Here is an 18,107-nt window from a genome sequence, read left to right on the forward strand (position 1 = left end):
ATACCCATGAAGGTCTACCTTGTGTCGTTGGGACTCGGCCTGCTGGTCGGTATCATCTATGCCCTGTTCAATGTGCGATCGCCGGCGCCGCCCGTCATCGCCCTGGTTGGCCTGCTGGGCATCCTGGCGGGGGAGCAGATTCCCCCGCTGGTCAAGCGCCTGCTGGCGGACGAGCCCGCCCGCACGTCCTTCATCCATGAACAGGTAAAACCGCACATGTTCGGCGAACTGCCTAGCTGCCCCAAGGCATCCGCCGACACCGCCCAACAACCCGCCGATGCATGTGGAGACAAGCGCAATGGCTGATACCCTGGACCCCGCGCCCAAAGGCGCCCCCGACCTCATCCTGCATCAGGGCCGGTTCACCACCCTGGACCCCGCCAATCCCATCGCCGACGCCGTCGCCATCAAGGACGGCCGGTTCACGCGCGTGGGCGCCGCTGGCGACATTCTGCCGCTGGCCGGCCCGGCCACCCGCACCATCGCGCTGGGCGGACGCGGCGTGCTGCCCGGACTGATCGACAACCACCTGCACATCATCCGCGGCGGCCTGAACTACAACATGGAACTGCGCTGGGACGGCGTGACCAGCCTGGCCGACGCCATGGCCATGCTGCGCCGCCAGGTAGCCATCACGCCCGCGCCGCAGTGGGTGCGCGTGGTCGGCGGCTTCACCGAACACCAGTTCGCGGAAAAGCGCCTGCCCACCATCGAAGAACTGAACGCCGTGGCGCCCGATACGCCCGTGTTCATCCTGCACTTGTATGACCGCGCCCTGCTCAACGCCGCCGCCCTGCGCGCGGTCGGCTACGACAAGAACACCCCCGCGCCTCCCGGCGGCGAGATCGTGCGTGACTCGGCCGGCAATCCGACCGGCCTGCTGCTTGCCAAGCCCAACGCGTCGATCCTGTACGCCACGCTGGCCAAGGGCCCCAAGCTGCCCTTCGAATACCAGCTCAATTCCACGCGCCACTTCATGCGCGACCTGAACCGCCTGGGCGTCACCGGCGCCATCGATGCGGGCGGTGGTAACCAGAACTACCCCGAGGACTACCAGGTCATCCAGCAACTGGCCGACGCCGGCCAACTGACGATCCGCCTGGCCTACAACCTGTTCACGCAAAAGCCCAAGCAGGAAAAGGAAGACTTCCTGAACTGGACGGCCACTTCGCAGTACAAGCAAGGCACCGATTATTTCCGCCACAACGGCGCGGGCGAAATGCTGGTCTTTTCCGCCGCCGACTTCGAAGACTTCCGCCAGCCGCGTCCCGAAATGGGACCCGAGATGGAAGGCGAACTCGAGGAAGTGGTGCGCACCCTGGCGCAGAACCGCTGGCCCTGGCGCATGCACGCCACCTACGACGAGACCATCTCGCGCTCGCTGGATGTATTCGAACGCGTGAACAAGGACGTCCCGCTGGCGGGGCTGAACTGGTTCTTCGACCACGCCGAGACGATCTCCGAACGCTCCATCGACCGCATCGCCGCCCTGGGCGGCGGCGTGGCCGTGCAGCATCGCATGGCCTATCAGGGCGAATACTTCGTCGAACGCTACGGCCCGGGCGCCGCCGAAGCGACGCCCCCCGTCAAGCGCATGCTCGAAAAAGGCGTCAACGTGTCTGCCGGCACCGACGCCACCCGCGTGGCTTCCTACAACCCGTGGGTGTCGCTGTCGTGGCTCATCACCGGCAAGACGGTGGGCGGCCTGCGCCTGACGCCGCAACGCAACTGCCTGGACCGCGATGCTGCCCTGCGCATGTGGACCGAGAACGTCACCTGGTTTTCCAACGAGCAAGGCAAAAAGGGCCGCATCGCCGTCGGCCAACTGGCCGATCTCGTCGTGCCGGATCGCGACTTCTTCTCGTGCCCCGAGTCCGATATTGCGGACACCAGCAGCCTGCTCACCGTCGTGGGCGGCAAAGTGGTCTGGGGCGCGGGTGAATTCGCGGCGCACGACGAGGCCGCGCCGCCGCCCGCCATGCCCGACTGGTCGCCCACGCGCCTGTTCGGCGGCTACGGCGCCTGGGGCGACAACGAAGGCAAGCCGCTGCAGGCCACCCTGCGCGAGGCCGCGGCCGCCTGCGCCTGCGCCAATGACTGCAATGTCCACGGCCACCAGCACGCTGGCGCCTGGGCCAGCAAACTGCCGGTATCCGACCTGAAAGGGTTCTGGGGCGCTTTGGGCTGCGCCTGCTGGGCGGTCTAGGGGCGCATCACGCGGCCGAGGCGTCACCCCCTCGGCCGCGCGTGTTACGCCTGAACCGTCACTTGGCAGTGATTCCCCCTTCGCGGATGACCTTTGCCCATTGCTCGATTTCGGCGTTCAGGCGCGCCTTGGAAGCGTCCACATCTAGCGGGTCCGCGTAAACACCTTGCTGCAGCATCTGGGCCTTGGCGTCGTCCTTTGCCAGCGCGGTGGTCAGCGCCTTGTTGATCTTGGCCACGATGGGCGCTGGCGTGCCGGCAGGCGCCATCACCCCGAAGAGCGAGCTGACGTTAAAGCCGCTGAAGCCTTGCTCTTCGGCGGTGGGAATGTCCGGCAACATCGAGATGCGCTGCGGCGTAAGCACCGCCAACGGACGCAGCTGGCCCGACTTGATGAAGGAGATCGCGGCGGGCACCGTCTCGGTCATCGTCTCGACCTGCCCGCCGACCAGATCGGTCATGGCCGGCCCGCTGCCGCGATAGGCCACATGCACAATGTTGACGCCCGCGATCTGCTTGAACAGCTCCATGGCCATGCGCTGCGGCGCGCCGGCGCCCGAAGAGGCAAAGTTGAGCTTGCCCGGATTGGCCTTGGCGTAGGTCACCAGTTCGGCCAGCGACTTGATGGGCAGCTTGGGATTGACCACGGCCACCAGCGGCACGAAGCCGACCACCCCCGCGGGCACCAAATCCTTGCGCAGGTCGTACGCAATGCTGTCTTTCTCCAGGGTCGCCATGACCGAGTGCGAGGTCAAGGCGCCCATCAGGAGCGTATAGCCGTCCGGCTGCGCGCGCGCTACCTCGGCGGCGCCGATGTTGCCGCCCGCCCCGCCCCGGTTCTCGATGACGACCTGACCGCCGATCGCTTCGCTCAGGCGCTGGCCCACGATGCGCCCGATCACGTCGGTCGCGCCGCCCGGCGGGTAAGGAATGATCAGACGGATGGGTTTGCTGGGGTAGCTGTCGGCGGCCTGCGCGCAAGCCTGACCGGGCAAGGCGAACGCGGCAACCGCGATAAAGCCGGCCGCGACGAAATGGACGCGCTTGCGCGCGGCGTGCTTGCAGATCATGGTTGTCTCCCGATGCGCTCTTCTGGCTTGAAAGCTTTAAGCGCATGTTCGCAAACTACCGGCTGCGAAAAGGGAAAAATAATTATGGTCTGACTAAAAAATCCTTGCGGGTATTACGGCGTCTGGATGAGGGACCGGCGGTCAATGCGCCGACGCATCCAGAAACCGATGCACAATCCGCACTGCGGCGGCGCCCTCTGCGATGCTTGCCAACACGTGTTTCACCGACCCCGCGCGCGCCGCGCCCACCGCAAATACGCCCGGCTGCGAACTTTCGTAAGCGCGCGCCTGCATCGACCCCGCTGCGGCCAGGCCCGTATGGATATAGCCCTGGTCGTCCGTATCGAGCCACCCCTCCAGCCACGCCGTGTTCGCTTGAACGCGCATCGCTGCGCCATCGCCCGCCTGCGTTCCCGTCGCCACGATCAGGCTGCGCGCCTCGATCATCCGGCCGTCGTCCAGCCACACGCGGTAGGGATAACATCCGCCGTCAAAGCGGCTGACGGTGCGTAGCGGCAGCAGGTGCGCGCCAAAGCGCCTGCTCTGGTCCTCGGCGCGGCGCAGCAGCGGGCCGTCGCACAATCCCGTGATCGTGCCGGGAAACCCGTTCAGTATGTCCAGCCCGGGCGCGTCGCCGCAAGACAGCGAGCCGCCCACCAACAGGGTCTGCAAGCCCTCGGACGCGGCGTAGGCCGCGGCGGCCAGGCCTGCGGGGCCGCCTCCGATCACCGCCAGATCCATCACGGGGTCTTCCTGCCCTGCCCGCGCTGTCGAGCGCAGGATCGCGCCGCCATAGGGCCGCTGGCGCAGGTAGCCGATGCGGCGCAGCACGAATGCGCGCAGGATGATTTCCGCCATCGGCCGGTCTTCCAATATCAGCGATTCGAGGGCCGCGCGGCTCAGGCGCAGCAGCCGGCTTGGGGTGCTGGCGCGCACGGTGACCGAGTTCGGCCTGTCGGTGAAGAGGTCCAGGCTGCCGGTGAATTCGCCATCACGATGCACGAGCAGACTGCGCAGGACGCCGCCCGCTTGCGCTTCCAGCACCTCGATGTACCCGTGCAGCAGGATGTAGAAGGCGGCTTCGCGGTCGCCGCTGTTGAGCAGCACGTGGCCCGGTTCGGCTGAAACCTCGTGGCCGTACGCCGCGGCGCGCTCGATCATGGCGCTGGGCAGCATGGGAAAGGCCTGGGCGTGCAAGGCGGCCAGATCGGCGGGCGGAGTAGCCGGCGCGGCGCCGGCAGCAAGTCGACTCATGGGGACGCTATCGGATCATCCGGGAGAATTGGCGGGATATTGCGAAGACGTTACCGCCGGGCAGCAGCCGTGTCTTGCGCACTTGCGTCCTGATTTGTATGAAAGCGCCATGCGCGTTGCATGGCCGGTCGCGTGCCGGCTAAAGGGTCAACCGCCGTGTTCCCTGCGCCAGGCGCCGGGCGCCATGCCCACCACGCTGGTGAACACCCGGGTCATGTGCGCCTGGTCGGCAAAGCCGCACAACAGCGCGATGTCGGTGATCGACCGGCCCGGCGTGCGCAGCAACGCCTGCGCTTTTTGCACCCGCTGCTCCAGGAGCCACCGATGCGGCGTCGTGCCGACCGTTTGCCGGAACGCCTTGATGAAATAGCTGCGCGACAGATTGCAGGCCTCGGCGATATCCGCAATCGACGCGTCTTCCCGCAGCGACGCCAGCAGCATGTCCTTGGCGCGCGCCTCCATCTTGCGCGACAGCACGCGGGTGCCGCCCGACGCTGCCCATCCGCTGGTGGCACCCGCCCCGTATTGCGCCAGCAGGTGCGTGCCCAGGGCCAGGTTCAGATGCTCCACGAACAGGCTGCTGGTCTGCGCGGGATTTGCCACAACGCTCGCCAGCACCTGCGAAAGATGGCCCAGCACCGGATCCGGCTGCCCGGCGCGCGGCGTCAGGCTGCTGACGCGCGTCCCGCCCTTCTCGTCGTTGATCCGCTCGATGAAGGGGCGCGACAGCTCGACCAGCAGGAAGTCGAAACCGCCCAGCATGTCGGCGCGGTAATCGTCGGTGAAGTCGCGGATGTAGATCGAACCCGCATCGAAATCATGCGTGGACGCGTGATGACCGTGCAGGATGCGACGGCGATGACCGCCCTGCAGCGCCACGCCCACGAGAAAGCCGCGATCGGACGCGGGCGTCTGCACGCTGCCGAAGTAATCGTTGTGGGTGCGCTTGCGATAGAGCGTCAGCCCGCCGCCATGAAATTCCTGGTCCAACGCCAATTGGCTCGCCGAGCAACCCAGCGTGTCGGTGGGCCGCGCCGGTTGCGAGCCGGAAATCAGGGGTTGGGTGGCGGGCATCGGATATGTCCAGATCAGGGCGAACGCGCTAACGGGCTCGAAGATAGCAGGCGATGCTGCTTCGCAACAAGCAACATTTGGCAAGCATCCCCGGCCCGCCAGGGCCCGTCAGCGGTCGACGACGCTGTCCACAAACGCCGCCAGGTCGCGGTTGAACCTGTCCGCTTCCTCCATGAACGGCGCGTGCCCCGATGCCGCGTACACCGTGCTCTTGACGCGCGGGTTCAGTTGCCGCGCCCGCTCGATCGACGGATGAGGCTGGACCAAGGCGTCGTTTGCTCCGTAGATCAGCAGCAGAGGCTTGCGCGCCGAGCCAAGGCCGCGCGCCGCCGCGACCGTCATGCCTTGCACGGCGGCCTGCATGTCGAAGGACGCCATGGCGGCATTGGCCAGCAGCCGTTGGAATGTGACGGCGCCGGGCGGCTGCGCAAAGCACAGACCGATGAATTCGCGCTCCGCGTCCAAGTGGGTTTTCAGGTCGGGGGACACCATGTCGCGGTACAACGCGGGATGCTGCACGATCTGCTTCGGATCCAGCTCGATCACACCCCCCACATAGACGGCGCCCGCGATTCCCGCATCGCCGTACGCGGCGAGGTAGTTGGTCGTCACGGCAGCGCCAAGCGACCAGCCGACGACCACGGGGTCCGCGGCCCCCGTCGCCTTCATCACCGCGGCCAGATCGTCGGCCCAGCGCCGGCCGTCTGTATACGCCGCCGCGTCCGACGGCTTGCCCGATAAACCATGGCCGCGCAGGTCGTAGGTGATCAGCCGGTATCGTTGCAGCGCTGGGCTGGCAAGCTGGGCCTCCCAGTTGAGGCGGCTGCCCAGCAACCCGTGCACGAAGATGACGGGCGGGCCATCGGCATTGCCGGCCTCCTGGACGGCGAGCGTTACGCCATCGGGCGCCTTGATGGTGTATTGCCGTGGCTGCGCGTGCGCGGCCGCCGAGACCACGATGACCAAGACCGCCGCCGCCACCCGGCGGAAAAAAGTTCTGCGTTGCATGCTGATGCATCCGAAAGATTGAAGGACGGCCAGTCTCAACCCTCACACCCATGTCAAGGTCAAGCCCCCATCTGCTAATCTTTCCCGCATGAAAACGCCCGCGCCTTCCCCCCCATGTCGATCGGCGAGCTTGCCCGCAGAACGGGCGCAAGCCTGCGGTCGCTGCGCCACTACGACGACCAGGGTCTGCTTGTCTCGGCCCGGGCGGACAATGGATACCGTACCTTTCCCGCAGCCGCCGTCACGCAAGTCAGGCAAATCCAGCGCCTCATCGCTGCCGGCTTCTCGTTGGCGGAAATCCGCGGGTTTCCCGATTGCATGCGGCTGATCGAAGGCGCTGCGGCATGCCCGGAGACGTCCGAGGTGCAGCGCCGCCGGCTGGCATCCGTCGAACGCCAGATCGCCGACCTGGAGCGCCGCCGCGCCCGGCTGCGCCAGATGCTGGAAGATTCCGCCCCCCCTTGCCCGCAATGAAACGCGGATAAGGCCCCAACCTGTAGCGCACGCTTTCCTACCGGAATTCCATGGCTACCGAAACGCCCCGCCGCCCCGTCCAGAATGCGCCGCGCTGGTTGCGCTGGCTGCCCGGTCTGGCGTTGTTGCAGTCCTATCAGGCGGCGTGGCTGCCCAAGGACATTGCCGCCGGCCTCGTCCTGACGACCATGCTGGTGCCGGTGGGCATCGCCTACGCCGAAGCCTCGGGCGTGCCCGGCGTCTACGGCCTGTACGCCACCATCATCCCGCTCCTGGCGTATGCGCTGTTCGGTCCAAGCCGGATCCTGGTGTTGGGACCGGATTCCGCGTTGGCAGCGCCCATCCTGGCTGTCGTGCTCAGCGTCTCCAACGGCGACCCCATGCGCGCCATCGCCGCGGCAAGCATGATGGCCGTTGTCTCGGGGCTGTTCTGCATCGTGATGGGCTTGATGCGCCTGGGGTTCATCACCGAGCTGTTGTCCAAACCCATCCGCTACGGCTACATGAACGGCATCGCGCTGACCGTGCTGGTCAGCCAGTTGCCCAAGCTGTTCGACGTGTCCATCAACGACGCCGGCCCATTGCGGGAAATGCAGCAGCTGGCGCTGGCCGTCGCCGATGGACAAGCGCACTGGCCAAGCTTTGCGGTCGGCGCGGCCAGCCTGGCCGTGATCCTGATGCTAAAGCGTTTCGATCGCGTGCCAGGCATCCTGATCGCCGTGATCCTTGCCACGCTGGCGGTCAAGCTCGTCGGATTGGATGCCCAGGGCGTCAAGGTGCTGGGCGAGATTCCGCAAGGATTGCCCAGTTTTGCGTGGCCGTGGCTCAGCAACGCCGATCTGGTCAAGATCGTGCTGGGCGGCTGCGCGGTGGCGCTGATTGCCTTTGCCGACACCAGTGTGCTGTCGCGCACCTACGCCGCGCGCACGAACACGCGCGTGGATCCGAATCAGGAGATGGTGGGACTGGGGGTGGCGAACCTGGCAGCCGGTTTCTTCCAGGGCTTTCCGATCAGCAGCAGCGCATCGCGCACCCCGGTGGCCGAGGCGGCGGGGTCGCGCACCCAACTGACCGGCGTCGTCGGCGCGCTGGCCGTCGCCGCGCTGCTGATCGCCGCGCCGAACCTGCTGCGGCACCTGCCTAACAGCGCGCTGGCCGCGGTGGTGATCGCCGCCGCCATCGGTCTCTTCGAATTCAGGGATCTGCGGCGCATTTACCGCATCCAGCAATGGGAGTTCTGGCTTTCGATGCTGTGTTTTGCGGGTGTCGCCGTCTTCGGCGCGATCCCCGGCATCTGCCTGGCGGTCGTCATCGCCGTCATCGAGTTCCTGTGGGACGGCTGGCGTCCGCACTTCGCGGTGCTGGGCCGCGTGCCGAACCTGCGCGGCTATCACGACCTGAAGCGTTATCCGCATGCCACGCTGATCGACGGACTTGTCCTGTTCCGCTGGGACGCCCCGCTCTTTTTCGCCAACGCCGAACTCTTCCAGCAGCGCCTGCTTGAAGCCGTGGAGGCCTCGCCCACGCCCGTACGGCGCGTGGTGGTGGCTGCCGAACCCGTCACCAGCGTGGACGTCACCTCAGCCGACATGCTGCGCGAACTGTGCGAAACCCTGTCGCGCGAAGGGGTCGCGCTGCACTTCGCGGAAATGAAGGATCCCGTGCGCGACAAGCTCAAGCGTTTCGAGCTGTCGCGGCTATTCAGCGACGACCGCTTTCATCCGACCGTTGGCAGCGCGGTGGACGATTACCTGCAAGGCGACCACGCATCCTAGAACCGGCTCCCTTTTGCCGCGCTGGACCATCGATGCACGCTTGCCGCTCAAGGCGTCACCTGATACCCCCGCTGCTGCATGCAGGCGGCGTACGCGGAAGACGCTGCCGCAGCCTGCTGGTTCTGGTTGGCGCGGTCCTGACGCCGATCCTGCCGCTGGCGCGACCCGCCCACCACCATTCCCGCCGCCGCTGCGTCCTTTGCCTGGTTTTGCCGGTACGCCTGCTTGGTGTCGTCGTCCATGCGGTCGTAGACCTCCTCGTGCTGTTGTCCGCGCGCACCGGCCACCGCGGCGCCCGCGGCCGCGCCAGCCGCCGCGCCACGCGCACGGCCACCAGCCTCGCGCGAATCCGGGCTGCTGCTGGCCGCGCTGCCTATCTGCGCCTGGCATGCCGCGATGTCTTGCTGGGTAAGTTCGGGGGATTGGCCTTTGAGCGGCGTGACGGTCTGCGCGGACGCAGTCAGGCAGACGCCAGCGGCCAGCATGGCCACGCAGGGAAAGATGATCGTATTCATGACAACCCCCATGGAAGTCAGAGCCCTGATTCACCAGCGTAGCGCTGGGTTCTGCGCCGGTGCAACATGGGTTATGCGGCTGGCCTGGGCGCCTTGGCGCAGCTCGCTTCGTGCTTGCCCGACCAAATATCCAAAACTCTTATATCTGAAATGTCCACAAACCTATAGTTCTTTAGAACCCGTTGACATAAAGAGGGGCATTGCCGATGATGCGGAAGGCCGCAAGCGCTGGGCCGTCCATAAGCACAACACCGCGCCTGTTCCGCGGGACGCGGCAACCAGAGAGGCAAGCCATGGAGACAACCCCACGCAACCCCGCGCGCCGCCGCATGCTGGCCGGCAGCGCCAGTGCCCTGGCCGCGGCCGGGCTGGGCGCCGCCGGCATCGCGCGCGCCAGCGATGCGCCCGCCAAGCCCGCAGGCGCAGCGCCAGCCGCGGCCCCCGCCGCAACCGCCGCCAAGCCGCTGCCGCCTTACGCGGCGTGGAAAGACGCCGACAGCGTCATCGTGCACAGCGCCAACACCATCGAGACCCGCCGCAGCGCGTTCGGCGATGGCGTCATCACGCCGTCGCGCCAGCTATACGTGCGCAATAACCTGCCGCCGCCCGACGCCGCGATCCTGAACGACCGCGATGCATGGAAGGTCGAGATCGAAGGCGTCAAGCAGCCCCGCACGTTCACCGTGGGCGAACTGAAGACGCTGGGCATGGAAACGCTGGCGACCGTGTTGCAGTGCTCGGGCAATGGCCGCGGGTTCTTTCCCCACAAGCCCAGCGGCACGCCTTGGGAAGTGGGCGCGGCCGGCTGCGTGATGTGGACGGGCGTGCCGGTGCGCACCCTCGTCGAACACCTGGGCGGCCTGGCGGGCACACCTGCCTTCATGACAGGCACCGGCGGCGAGGTGCTGCCCGAAGGTCTGGACCCCAAATCGCTGCTGGTGGAACGCTCGGTGCCGCGCGAGGCGATGCAGGACGCCCTGTTGGCCTGGGAGATGAACGGCGAGCCGCTGTCGCTGGCGCACGGCGGCCCGTTGCGCCTGATCGTGCCGGGCTACACCGGCGTGAACAACGTCAAGTACATCAAGCGGCTGGCGTTCACCGCCGAACAGAGCCCCGCGAAGATCCAGCAGACCGGCTATCGCCTGACGCCCATGAACGCCAAGCCCAGTCCCGATCAACCGTCGGTCTGGGCCATGGAACCCAAATCCTGGATCAACGCGCCGGGCGCAAACGGCCAGCCGGTGAAAGCCGGGCGGGTGGTGGTGCGCGGCGTGGCCTTTGGCGGCATGCATGCGGTCAAGCGCGTGGACGTGTCGATCGACGGCGGCAAGACCTGGCAACAGGCCGCGTTGATCGGACCGGATCTTGGCAAGTACGCCTGGCGCCAGTTCGCGCTGCCGGTGGAACTGTCCGCCGGCCAGCACATGCTGGTCAGCCGCGTCGAAGACACGGAAGGCAATGTGCAGGTCGAAAACCGGTTCGAAAACGCGCCGGGCTATATCAACAGCAGTTGGCGCGACCACGGTCTGGCCATCAACGTGTCCTGATCGAGGCAGCATCGATGCACAACAGTCAAGTCATGCAGCATGCAGCAACCCGCTGCCCGATCGGGTGGCGGGCTTCCTTTGCGCTCGCGGCAGGTGTCTGGTTGCTGACGGGCGCGCAGGCGTGGGCGGCCGAACCGCCCAATGCCGAAGCGGGCCGGGCTTTGTTCCTGAAGGCGACCACCCCGGCCTGTGCCGTCTGTCACACGCTGGCCGACGCCGGCGCGGCAGGCACCATCGGTCCCAACCTGGACGAGCTCAAGCCCGATGCCAACCGCGTCACGCAGGCCGTGCGCAACGGCATCGGCGTGATGCCGGCCTTCGATGCCTTGAGCGATGAGCAGGTGCAGGCGTTGGCGAAGTACGTGTCGGGCGTGACCGGGGCACAGTAACCGGCCCGTGCATCGCGGACAGCGTCATCGTGGTAGGCTTTCCGCCAGCCGGATTGCCTACCCATCCTCATGTTCACGACGACACGCACCATGACGCTCAGATCGCTCGCCCTGCTGCTTTCCGCGGCGGCCCTGACCCCGGCGCTTCATGCGCAACCGGCTGGCCACGGCGCCGCCTGGACGCCGACAGTCCCGACGGCATGCCGCTTTTCGGGCTGGACCACCAACGACAAGCCCGCGATCCCGGTGCGCGCGGCAGCCTCCTACGGCGCCAGGCAGTTGGGCGCGCTGCCGACCACGCGCGGCGACAGTCCCGACCCCGATGTGGATCTTTACAGCGTTACCTTCGACGTGACCGAGGCGCGCGACGGCTGGCTCAGGATTCGCAACGCCAGCGACGCCATGAGCGGCAGCGACCGCCACCCGCCTCGCCCCGTCTATCAAGGCGAAGGCTGGATAGCCGCCGCGGACGCGCAGGTCGGCATCCAATCGGCGCGCGGATACGCGCGCCCCGACGCCGCCAGCGAACGGCTGCTCGACTTGGGCGGCGACTGGCTGACCGAACGCGCCACCTTGCGCGGCATCGTGGCGTGTGAGGGCGAATGGCTGCTGCTGGATTTCGAGATGCGCAACAGCGCCACGTTCGAACGGCTGGCCGACAAGGACCGCACGCGCGGTCGCGCGTGGTTTCGCGGCGTGTGCGCATCGTCCGAGACCACCTGCGACATGCGCTCGGTCGACGGGTAATCCGCGCTACCGGCGCTCAAGCGGCCAGACTTCCACCACGCCGTGCGCCACGGCGCAGGGCGTGCGGGTCACCTTTTCGATGGCCTCGGCCATATCGGCCGCTTCGATGACGGCAAAACCGGCAATCGGCAGCGGCGCATTCATGAACGGCCCCTTCGCCGTCACCACACCGGACGCGTCCGGATTGCGCACCTGAACCGGCGTGCCCGCGATCCCCATCAGCACCCCCGCATGCTGCAATGCTGCGTCGTGCGCATGCGCAGCCTCGCGCACGGACACAGGGGTGCTGTCGTAGCCCGCCTGATCGCCGTAGCCGATTGTGATGAACATGGGCATGGTCTTCTCCTTGAGATTGGCGCCGCGCCTTGTGGCGAGACGCGTGGCGTGCTCATGCGCTATCCCCGCAGCCGCGCCGGATTGCCAACCACCTTTGCACCCGCGGGCACATCCCGCGTCACCACGCTGCCCGCGCCGATGATCGCATCGTCCCCCACCGTCACACCGGGCAGGATGATCGCCCCGCCGCCGATCCACACCTGCCTGCCGATGTGCACGGGCCGCCCGAACTCCAGCATCGCGCGCCGCTGCTCGGGGTCGTGCGGGTGGTCTGCCGTGTAGATCTGCACGGCCGGGCCGATTTGCGTGCCTTCGCCGATGGTGACCTGCACGACGTCCAGGATCACGCAATTGAAGTTCATGAAGACGTTCGCGCCCAGCGAAATGTTGTAGCCGTAGTCGCAATGAAACGGCGGGCGGATCAGCGCGCCCTCGCCGACACTGGCCAGGCGCTCGCAAAGCAGCGCATGCCATTGTTCGGGCGGCTCGCCCAGCAGCGCGTTATACCGCTGCATCCAGGCGCTGGCGGCCAGCTGGTCCGCCTGGATCTCGGCGTCGGCGGCCGTGTACAGCTCTCCGGCCAACATCCTCTCTTTCTGCGTGCGTGTCATGGCAGTCTCCTGTCCGGTACGTTGCAGCATACCGAACATTGCCGTGCCGCTACGCCGTTTGCGGCAAAACCCCGACGTAACGGCCGCGCGGCCGGATGACCTGCGCAACGCTGAGTTGTTCCAGACCGTGCGCCAGAAGGCCAATGCTGCGCGCCGTGGCGAACAGCCCGAATGCCGCATCGTCCGGCAGGCCGCAATGCGCCGCCAGCGCGGCCAGGGCGACGTCGATGTTGGGATGCAGACCCGTCAGTTGCGTGGCCTTGCCAATGAAGCGCGTGATGACCTCGGCCGGTTCGAAGCGCGCCAGCAACGCGGCTGCGCGCGGGTCTCCGTCGGGATACAGGTGATGGCCAAACCCCGCCAGCGGCAGGCCCGTGGACAGGTAATGCGCGATCACGTGGTCCTCGCCCTGGCGCGCCACGTCATCGAACAGCGCCTTGACGCGGCCGGACGCGTCGCCGTGCAGCGGCCCGGACAAGGTGGTGAGGCCGGACAGCAGGCACGCCGGCAGCGACGCGCCCGTGGACGCCGCGATGCGCGTGGCGAATGCCGAACTGGTCAGTTCGTGGTCCACCAGCAGGACCATGGCGGTGCGCAAAAGCTCAGCGGATTGCGGCGATAGCTTCCACGCCTGCGCAAAACGCAGGTGCAGCGGGCGCTTGCCGTGCTGCGCGCCAAATGCATTGGCCAGTTGGCCGACGAGGCTCTGGCACTCGGTGTGCAGCACGCGTGTCATGCGACCGCGGGTGGAATGCCCGGTGGCGGCTAGCGCGGCCAGCGACGTGAAGGCCGCGACCCGGCCGGGCGAGGACACGCGCACCGCGCACGAAAAGTCTGCCAGCTGATCGGAATTCCACAGCAATTGGGCCACCTCCTCCAGGCTGGCCGACGCGGCCAGCGCGACGGCATCCTGCCCGCGGTAGTACAGGCGTTGCCGGTGAAAGGTGGAAATGGCCGTGGGAATGCTGGGCTCGGCGCCGAAAAGCGTGTTGGTCGCCAGGGTTTCGTGCTTGCGGCCCGCCTGCTTGCGCTTGGCCAGCCCGGCAACGTCTTCGGCGCGGTACAGGCTGCGGCGCGTATCTGCCGGATCGGGCATGACTTCCAGCTTGCCGCGGCTGACGTAGGCGTAGATGGTTTGCGGCCGCACGCCAAGCTGGCTGCACGCTTCGGCCATCGATATCCAGGTGCCCATGATCTTCTGTAGCAAAGTTTATATGTTGATTTTATAGATCAATATTGCTTTACAAATCAATCATTAAATACCATGGGATCCATGTTCAACGCGGACCCGCAGCCGGTCCCCCAACAGAGCCGAACCGACATGAAGCCCCAGGTCCTGCAACTCAATCCCATCCTGATCCCGGCGGTCAACGACGAGCTGGCCTCGCGGTATCAGGTGCACAAGTTCTTCGAGATTCCGGATCAGGCGGCCTGGCTGCGCGAGCACGGCGCCGGCATCGAGGCCGTCATCACCGGCGGCCACACCGGCATCTCGCGGGCCATGCTGGAACAGCTGCCGGGCGTGAAGGTAGTGGCGGTCAATGGCGTGGGCACCGACGCAGTGGACCTGGCCTATTGCCGCGGCCGCGGCCTGCCGGTCACCGCCACGCTGGGCGCGCTGACCGAGGACGTGGCCGACCTGGCGATCGGCCTCTTGATCGCCGCCTGCCGCAACCTGTGCGCGGGTGACCGTTTTGTGCGGGAAGGCCTGTGGGAACAATTCCCCTCGCCCAGCGCCATCCCGCTCGCGCGCCGCTTCAGCGGCATGCGCGTCGGCATTGTCGGCATGGGCCGTGTGGGCCGCGCCGTCGCCACGCGCGCCGCGGCCTTCGGATGCCAGATCCGCTACACCGACTTGCGCGCCATGGACGACCTGCCGCATGAATTCGTGCCCGACCTGATCGAACTGGCGCGCAGCTCCGATGCGCTGGTGCTGAGCGCCGCGGCCGACAAGGCCGAGGGCATCGTCAACGCCAAGGTGCTGGATGCGCTGGGCCCGCGCGGCTTCCTGGTCAACGTAGCGCGCGGGCGTCTGGTCAACGAGGCGGACCTGACCGAGGCGCTGGTGGCCGGGCGCATTGCGGGTGCGGGGCTGGACGTCTTTGTCGATGAACCCCGCGTGCCGGCGGCCCTGCGCCAGTCGGATCGCACCACGCTGCAGGCGCATCGCGCCAGCGCCACCTGGGAGACGCGCGCCGCGATGGGCCAGATGGTGCTGGACAGCATCGCGCAGGCCTTGGCCGGCGAACGTCCGTCGATGAGCCTGACGACCTGAGCCGCAAGGCACGCATTGAGAACTGTCATGACGGACCTGGTCTTTCCCGCGCTTGCACCCACCCTGCTTCCGATCGCCGGCAGCGCGGCCCGCTTTCCGGTCGCGCGCGTCTTCTGCATCGGACGCAACTATCGCTGGCTGCCCGACGAGCCGCGTCCCACCGACATGCCGGCGTGGTTCATGAAGCCTGCCAGCGCGGTGTTTCCGGCCAGCGGCGCGTTGCCTTATCCCGCGGACACGGCGGACTTCTGCCACGAGATCGAACTGGTCGTGGCGATTGGCCGCGGCGGAAAGGACATCGAACCCAAGGACGTCGAAGCGCGGCACATCTGGGGCTATGCGGCAGGGCTGGACATGACCCGGCGAGACGCGCAGCAGCAGGCCAAGCGCGCGGGCGGCCCGTGGGAACCGGCCAAGGCCTTCGATCATTCCGCGCCCTGCACGCCGATCGTGCCGGCCACCGTGTGCGGCCATCCTCGCCAAGGCGCGGTGTGGCTGACGGTCAATGGGCAAGACCGCCAGCGCGCCGACTTGTCCGGCCTGCTGTGGTCCGTGCCCGAGCTGGTGGCGATGCTGTCGCGGTCGGTAACGCTGGCGCCCGGCGATCTCGTCTACACCGGCACGCCTGCGGGCGTTGGCCCGTTAACGCCTGGCGACGTCGTCAGCGCGGGTGTGGCCGATATCGGGGCTTTGACCATGACCGTTGCCCGCCCTCGCGCCGCCTGACGGCTCACGCCGATTCCTTCCATCACCCATCGCTATTCCATCCGCCCCAGGAGTCACGCTTTGAACGAAAGCACCACCCAAAAGATTGCGCTGGTCACCGGCGCCGGCAGCGGCGTCGGCCGCGTCACCGCCGTCGCGCTGCTGGACGACGGCTGGACCGTCGTGCTGGCCGGCCGGCGCGCAGACCCTTTGCAGAGCCTGCAGGCCGAGGCCACCGCACGCGGCCAGACTGCGCTGGCCGTGCCCACCGACGTTACCCGCCCTGAAAGCGTCGAAGCCCTGTTCAACACCATTGAAAGCCGCTTCGGCCGGCTGGACCTGCTGTTCAACAACGCCGGCGTCAACGCCCCCGCCGTGCCCATGGACGAACTGCCGCTGGAAAAGTGGTTCAACGCCATCAACACCAATGTGACGGGCGTCTACCTTTGCGCGCGCGCGGCTTTCGGGTTGATGCGACGCCAGTCGCCGCAGGGCGGCCGCATCATCAACAACGGGTCGATCTCCGCGCATACTCCCCGCCCCTTCACCGCGCCCTACACCGCCAGCAAGCATGCGGTGACGGGCCTGACCAAGTCGCTGGCACTGGATGGCCGCGCCTTCAACATCGTGGCCGGGCAGATCGACATCGGCAACGCGATGACGGAACTGTCCGAACGCATGACGCGCGGCGTGCTGCAAGCCAATGGCACGGTCGCGCCCGAGCCCATGATGGACGCCGTGCACGTTGCAAAGGCGGTACGCCACATGGCGTCGCTGCCGCTGGACGCCAACGTCCTGACCATGACCGTCATGGCCAGCGCCATGCCCTTTACCGGGCGCGGCTAAGGCCCTGACTGCGCCCCCAACCCGCGCCCCGGATGCAGCACGCCAGGGCGCTTCACAGAGTTGACAGAAGTTGACCACCCCGAGGAGACAAGCATGACCTTCACCACGCTGGCCAAGACCCTGGCCTTTTCGGCAGTCCTTGCCGCCGTGCCCGGCCTGGCCGCGGCGCAGAGCTATCCCGCCCGTCCCATCAGCATCATCGTGCCCGCGCCGCCGGGCGGCGGCATCGACATGATTGCGCGCGTCGTCGGCGAAAAGCTGTCGCAGTCGCTGGGCCAGCCCGTCATCGTCGACAACCGGCCGGGCGCCTCCAACAACCTGGGCACCGCGCTGCTCGCCAACGCCAAGCCCGATGGCTACACCATCGGCATCGTGGGCGGCAGCCACAACATCAACAAGTACCTCTTCAAGAACCTGGGCTGGGATCCGCAAAAGAGCTTCGAGCCGATCGTCTACACCCACGAAATTCCGCTGGTGTTCGCGGTCTATCCGAAAATCCCGCCCAAGACGCTGCCCGAACTCGTGGACTGGATGAAGGCGCATCCCGATGACGCCAAGGTCGCCACGTCTGGCCGCGGCAGCGCGCAGGAAATGGCGGCCGAAATGTTCCGCATGGTCAGCGGCGCGCCCATGCTGCTGATCCCGTACAAGGGATCGTCCGCCGCGCACCCCGATCTGCTCGCGGGCCGCACTGTCCTGTACATCGACACGCTGAGCGCGATGCAGGAGCAGGTCAAGGCCGGCAACGTGCGCGCGGTTGCCGTGTCCACCGCGAATCGTACCAAGGCGCTGCCGGACGTGCCGACCGCGCAGGAACAGGGGTTGAAGGGCTACGACGCCAACACCAACGGCGGCTTCCTTGCGCCAGCGGGCACGCCCAAGGAGATCGTCGCCAAGCTCAACGCCGAGATCAACGCGGTGCTCAAGCAGCCGGCCGTGCGCGCCAAGCTGGAAGCCGCGGGCATCGAAGTCCAGGGCGGCACGCCGCAGGAATACGCGGCGGTGATCCAGTCGGACCTGGACAAGTGGGGCAAGGTCGTTAAAGAGGCGAAGATCGAGGCCGAGTGACCTTTGACCGGCATGCAAGAGACTGCGGCGCCGCCGCAGCCTCTTGCACGCGCGTGGCGCGATCCGATGGAGCCCGGATCGCGCTACGTCGCCTTTCCGGTAACCCTGAGTATTGCCAAGGTAACAGGGCGTTAAGGGCCTTTTACCCCTGCCCGCCGCGTCCCTTCCGTCGCGAATCCCCCGAAATTGCTGGGCATCCGCACGCCCG

General features: G+C 67.1%; 19 protein-coding genes. 11 read left to right on the plus strand and 8 right to left on the minus strand.

Annotation, left to right across the window (positions count from 1 at the left end; all coding sequences use genetic code 11):
• The first annotated feature begins 6 nt into the window (after positions 1–6).
• Both H4P35_RS14050 and H4P35_RS14055 read left to right on the plus strand, forming a co-directional pair.
• Positions 7–306, plus strand: coding sequence for a XapX domain-containing protein (locus H4P35_RS14050; protein WP_175234415.1), 300 nt, complete (start codon positions 7–9; stop codon positions 304–306).
• Positions 299–2,206 (plus strand): amidohydrolase, encoded by a 1,908-nt coding sequence (locus H4P35_RS14055; protein ID WP_226845974.1) that lies wholly within the window; start codon positions 299–301, stop codon positions 2,204–2,206. The genes H4P35_RS14050 and H4P35_RS14055 overlap by 8 nt, the downstream gene beginning before the upstream one ends.
• Before the next feature lie 58 nt (positions 2,207–2,264).
• On the opposite strand, the gene H4P35_RS14060 is transcribed toward H4P35_RS14055, so the two are convergent.
• The 4 genes from H4P35_RS14060 to H4P35_RS14075 all read right to left on the minus strand — a co-directional run bounded on the left by H4P35_RS14060 (position 2,265) and on the right by H4P35_RS14075 (position 6,611).
• Positions 2,265–3,275 (minus strand): tripartite tricarboxylate transporter substrate binding protein, encoded by a 1,011-nt coding sequence (locus H4P35_RS14060; protein ID WP_226845975.1) that lies wholly within the window; start codon positions 3,273–3,275, stop codon positions 2,265–2,267.
• 141 nt (positions 3,276–3,416) lie between these two features.
• Positions 3,417–4,529, minus strand: a complete 1,113-nt coding sequence (locus H4P35_RS14065) for a cyclic nucleotide-binding domain-containing protein (RefSeq protein ID WP_226845977.1) — start codon at positions 4,527–4,529, stop codon at positions 3,417–3,419.
• A 147-nt stretch (positions 4,530–4,676) separates the two neighbouring features.
• Positions 4,677–5,603, minus strand: a complete 927-nt coding sequence (locus H4P35_RS14070) for an AraC family transcriptional regulator (protein WP_226845979.1) — start codon at positions 5,601–5,603, stop codon at positions 4,677–4,679.
• A 108-nt stretch (positions 5,604–5,711) separates the two neighbouring features.
• Positions 5,712–6,611 (minus strand): alpha/beta fold hydrolase, encoded by a 900-nt coding sequence (locus H4P35_RS14075; RefSeq protein ID WP_226845981.1) that lies wholly within the window; start codon positions 6,609–6,611, stop codon positions 5,712–5,714.
• Positions 6,612–6,725: 114 nt separating this feature from the next.
• On the opposite strand from H4P35_RS14075, the gene H4P35_RS14080 reads away from it, so the two are divergent.
• A complete protein-coding gene (locus tag H4P35_RS14080; protein ID WP_226845984.1) occupies positions 6,726–7,085 on the plus strand; it encodes a MerR family transcriptional regulator in 360 nt (119 codons plus the stop codon).
• Between the two features lie 50 nt (positions 7,086–7,135).
• Complete coding sequence (locus H4P35_RS14085) at positions 7,136–8,860, plus strand: SulP family inorganic anion transporter (protein ID WP_226845986.1); 1,725 nt, start codon at positions 7,136–7,138, stop codon at positions 8,858–8,860.
• 47 nt (positions 8,861–8,907) lie between these two features.
• Here the strand turns inward: H4P35_RS14085 and H4P35_RS14090 are convergent, their stop codons facing one another.
• Positions 8,908–9,375, minus strand: a complete 468-nt coding sequence (locus H4P35_RS14090) for a YMGG-like glycine zipper-containing protein (protein WP_226845988.1) — start codon at positions 9,373–9,375, stop codon at positions 8,908–8,910.
• 293 nt (positions 9,376–9,668) lie between these two features.
• Here H4P35_RS14090 and H4P35_RS14095 point away from each other — a divergent pair, with 293 nt between their 5' ends.
• From H4P35_RS14095 to H4P35_RS14105, 3 genes are all read left to right on the plus strand, one after another.
• Complete coding sequence (locus tag H4P35_RS14095; protein ID WP_226845990.1) at positions 9,669–10,922, plus strand: sulfite oxidase; 1,254 nt, start codon at positions 9,669–9,671, stop codon at positions 10,920–10,922.
• Between the two features lie 14 nt (positions 10,923–10,936).
• Positions 10,937–11,311, plus strand: coding sequence for a cytochrome c (locus H4P35_RS14100; RefSeq protein ID WP_226845992.1), 375 nt, complete (start codon positions 10,937–10,939; stop codon positions 11,309–11,311).
• Between the two features lie 90 nt (positions 11,312–11,401).
• Positions 11,402–12,058, plus strand: coding sequence for a hypothetical protein (locus tag H4P35_RS14105; RefSeq protein WP_226845994.1), 657 nt, complete (start codon positions 11,402–11,404; stop codon positions 12,056–12,058).
• Positions 12,059–12,064: 6 nt separating this feature from the next.
• Here H4P35_RS14105 and H4P35_RS14110 read toward each other — a convergent pair whose 3' ends face one another.
• Genes H4P35_RS14110 through H4P35_RS14120 form a run of 3 tightly spaced genes read right to left on the minus strand, consistent with a single transcriptional unit; the run spans position 12,065 to position 14,197 of the window.
• Positions 12,065–12,394, minus strand: a complete 330-nt coding sequence (locus H4P35_RS14110; protein ID WP_226845996.1) for a YciI family protein — start codon at positions 12,392–12,394, stop codon at positions 12,065–12,067.
• A 59-nt stretch (positions 12,395–12,453) separates the two neighbouring features.
• Positions 12,454–13,005 carry a sugar O-acetyltransferase gene (locus tag H4P35_RS14115; RefSeq protein WP_226845998.1) on the minus strand — a complete coding sequence of 184 codons (552 nt, stop codon included), beginning with the start codon at positions 13,003–13,005 and terminating at the stop codon, positions 12,454–12,456.
• A 49-nt stretch (positions 13,006–13,054) separates the two neighbouring features.
• Complete coding sequence (locus tag H4P35_RS14120; RefSeq protein WP_226846000.1) at positions 13,055–14,197, minus strand: citrate synthase family protein; 1,143 nt, start codon at positions 14,195–14,197, stop codon at positions 13,055–13,057.
• Positions 14,198–14,326: 129 nt separating this feature from the next.
• Here H4P35_RS14120 and H4P35_RS14125 point away from each other — a divergent pair, with 129 nt between their 5' ends.
• The 4 genes from H4P35_RS14125 to H4P35_RS14140 all read left to right on the plus strand — a co-directional run bounded on the left by H4P35_RS14125 (position 14,327) and on the right by H4P35_RS14140 (position 17,899).
• The gene (locus H4P35_RS14125; RefSeq protein ID WP_142055081.1) at positions 14,327–15,280 is read left to right on the plus strand and encodes a 2-hydroxyacid dehydrogenase; all 954 of its coding nucleotides are present in this window, start codon (positions 14,327–14,329) and stop codon (positions 15,278–15,280) included.
• Between the two features lie 27 nt (positions 15,281–15,307).
• The gene (locus H4P35_RS14130; RefSeq protein ID WP_226846002.1) at positions 15,308–16,006 is read left to right on the plus strand and encodes a fumarylacetoacetate hydrolase family protein; all 699 of its coding nucleotides are present in this window, start codon (positions 15,308–15,310) and stop codon (positions 16,004–16,006) included.
• Positions 16,007–16,066: 60 nt separating this feature from the next.
• Positions 16,067–16,831 carry an SDR family oxidoreductase gene (locus H4P35_RS14135; protein ID WP_062841421.1) on the plus strand — a complete coding sequence of 255 codons (765 nt, stop codon included), beginning with the start codon at positions 16,067–16,069 and terminating at the stop codon, positions 16,829–16,831.
• A gap of 93 nt (positions 16,832–16,924) precedes the next feature.
• Entirely contained in the window at positions 16,925–17,899 is a 975-nt protein-coding gene (locus H4P35_RS14140) for a tripartite tricarboxylate transporter substrate binding protein (RefSeq protein ID WP_142055075.1), read from the plus strand.
• Positions 17,900–18,107 lie beyond the last annotated feature (208 nt).

Origin of the sequence: Achromobacter sp. 77 (genome assembly GCF_020541125.1) — a bacterium.
Classification (GTDB): domain Bacteria; phylum Pseudomonadota; class Gammaproteobacteria; order Burkholderiales; family Burkholderiaceae_B; genus Achromobacter; species Achromobacter mucicolens.

Excerpts from the sequence above, each read along its gene's own strand:
- H4P35_RS14085 (WP_226845986.1), top strand. The coding sequence starts at position 7,136 with ATGGCTACCGAAACGCCCCGCCGCCCCGTCCAGAATGCGCCGCGCTGG.
- H4P35_RS14110 (WP_226845996.1), bottom strand. The coding sequence starts at position 12,394 with ATGCCCATGTTCATCACAATCGGCTACGGCGATCAGGCGGGCTACGAC.
- H4P35_RS14065 (WP_226845977.1), bottom strand. The coding sequence starts at position 4,529 with ATGAGTCGACTTGCTGCCGGCGCCGCGCCGGCTACTCCGCCCGCCGAT.
- H4P35_RS14130 (WP_226846002.1), top strand. The coding sequence starts at position 15,308 with ATGACGGACCTGGTCTTTCCCGCGCTTGCACCCACCCTGCTTCCGATC.
- H4P35_RS14060 (WP_226845975.1), bottom strand. The coding sequence starts at position 3,275 with ATGATCTGCAAGCACGCCGCGCGCAAGCGCGTCCATTTCGTCGCGGCC.
- H4P35_RS14120 (WP_226846000.1), bottom strand. The coding sequence starts at position 14,197 with ATGGGCACCTGGATATCGATGGCCGAAGCGTGCAGCCAGCTTGGCGTG.
- H4P35_RS14070 (WP_226845979.1), bottom strand. The coding sequence starts at position 5,603 with ATGCCCGCCACCCAACCCCTGATTTCCGGCTCGCAACCGGCGCGGCCC.
- H4P35_RS14080 (WP_226845984.1), top strand. The coding sequence starts at position 6,726 with ATGTCGATCGGCGAGCTTGCCCGCAGAACGGGCGCAAGCCTGCGGTCG.
- H4P35_RS14090 (WP_226845988.1), bottom strand. The coding sequence starts at position 9,375 with ATGAATACGATCATCTTTCCCTGCGTGGCCATGCTGGCCGCTGGCGTC.
- H4P35_RS14105 (WP_226845994.1), top strand. The coding sequence starts at position 11,402 with ATGACGCTCAGATCGCTCGCCCTGCTGCTTTCCGCGGCGGCCCTGACC.
- H4P35_RS14125 (WP_142055081.1), top strand. The coding sequence starts at position 14,327 with ATGAAGCCCCAGGTCCTGCAACTCAATCCCATCCTGATCCCGGCGGTC.
- H4P35_RS14050 (WP_175234415.1), top strand. The coding sequence starts at position 7 with ATGAAGGTCTACCTTGTGTCGTTGGGACTCGGCCTGCTGGTCGGTATC.
- H4P35_RS14100 (WP_226845992.1), top strand. The coding sequence starts at position 10,937 with ATGCACAACAGTCAAGTCATGCAGCATGCAGCAACCCGCTGCCCGATC.
- H4P35_RS14055 (WP_226845974.1), top strand. The coding sequence starts at position 299 with ATGGCTGATACCCTGGACCCCGCGCCCAAAGGCGCCCCCGACCTCATC.
- H4P35_RS14075 (WP_226845981.1), bottom strand. The coding sequence starts at position 6,611 with ATGCAACGCAGAACTTTTTTCCGCCGGGTGGCGGCGGCGGTCTTGGTC.
- H4P35_RS14115 (WP_226845998.1), bottom strand. The coding sequence starts at position 13,005 with ATGACACGCACGCAGAAAGAGAGGATGTTGGCCGGAGAGCTGTACACG.
- H4P35_RS14140 (WP_142055075.1), top strand. The coding sequence starts at position 16,925 with ATGACCTTCACCACGCTGGCCAAGACCCTGGCCTTTTCGGCAGTCCTT.
- H4P35_RS14095 (WP_226845990.1), top strand. The coding sequence starts at position 9,669 with ATGGAGACAACCCCACGCAACCCCGCGCGCCGCCGCATGCTGGCCGGC.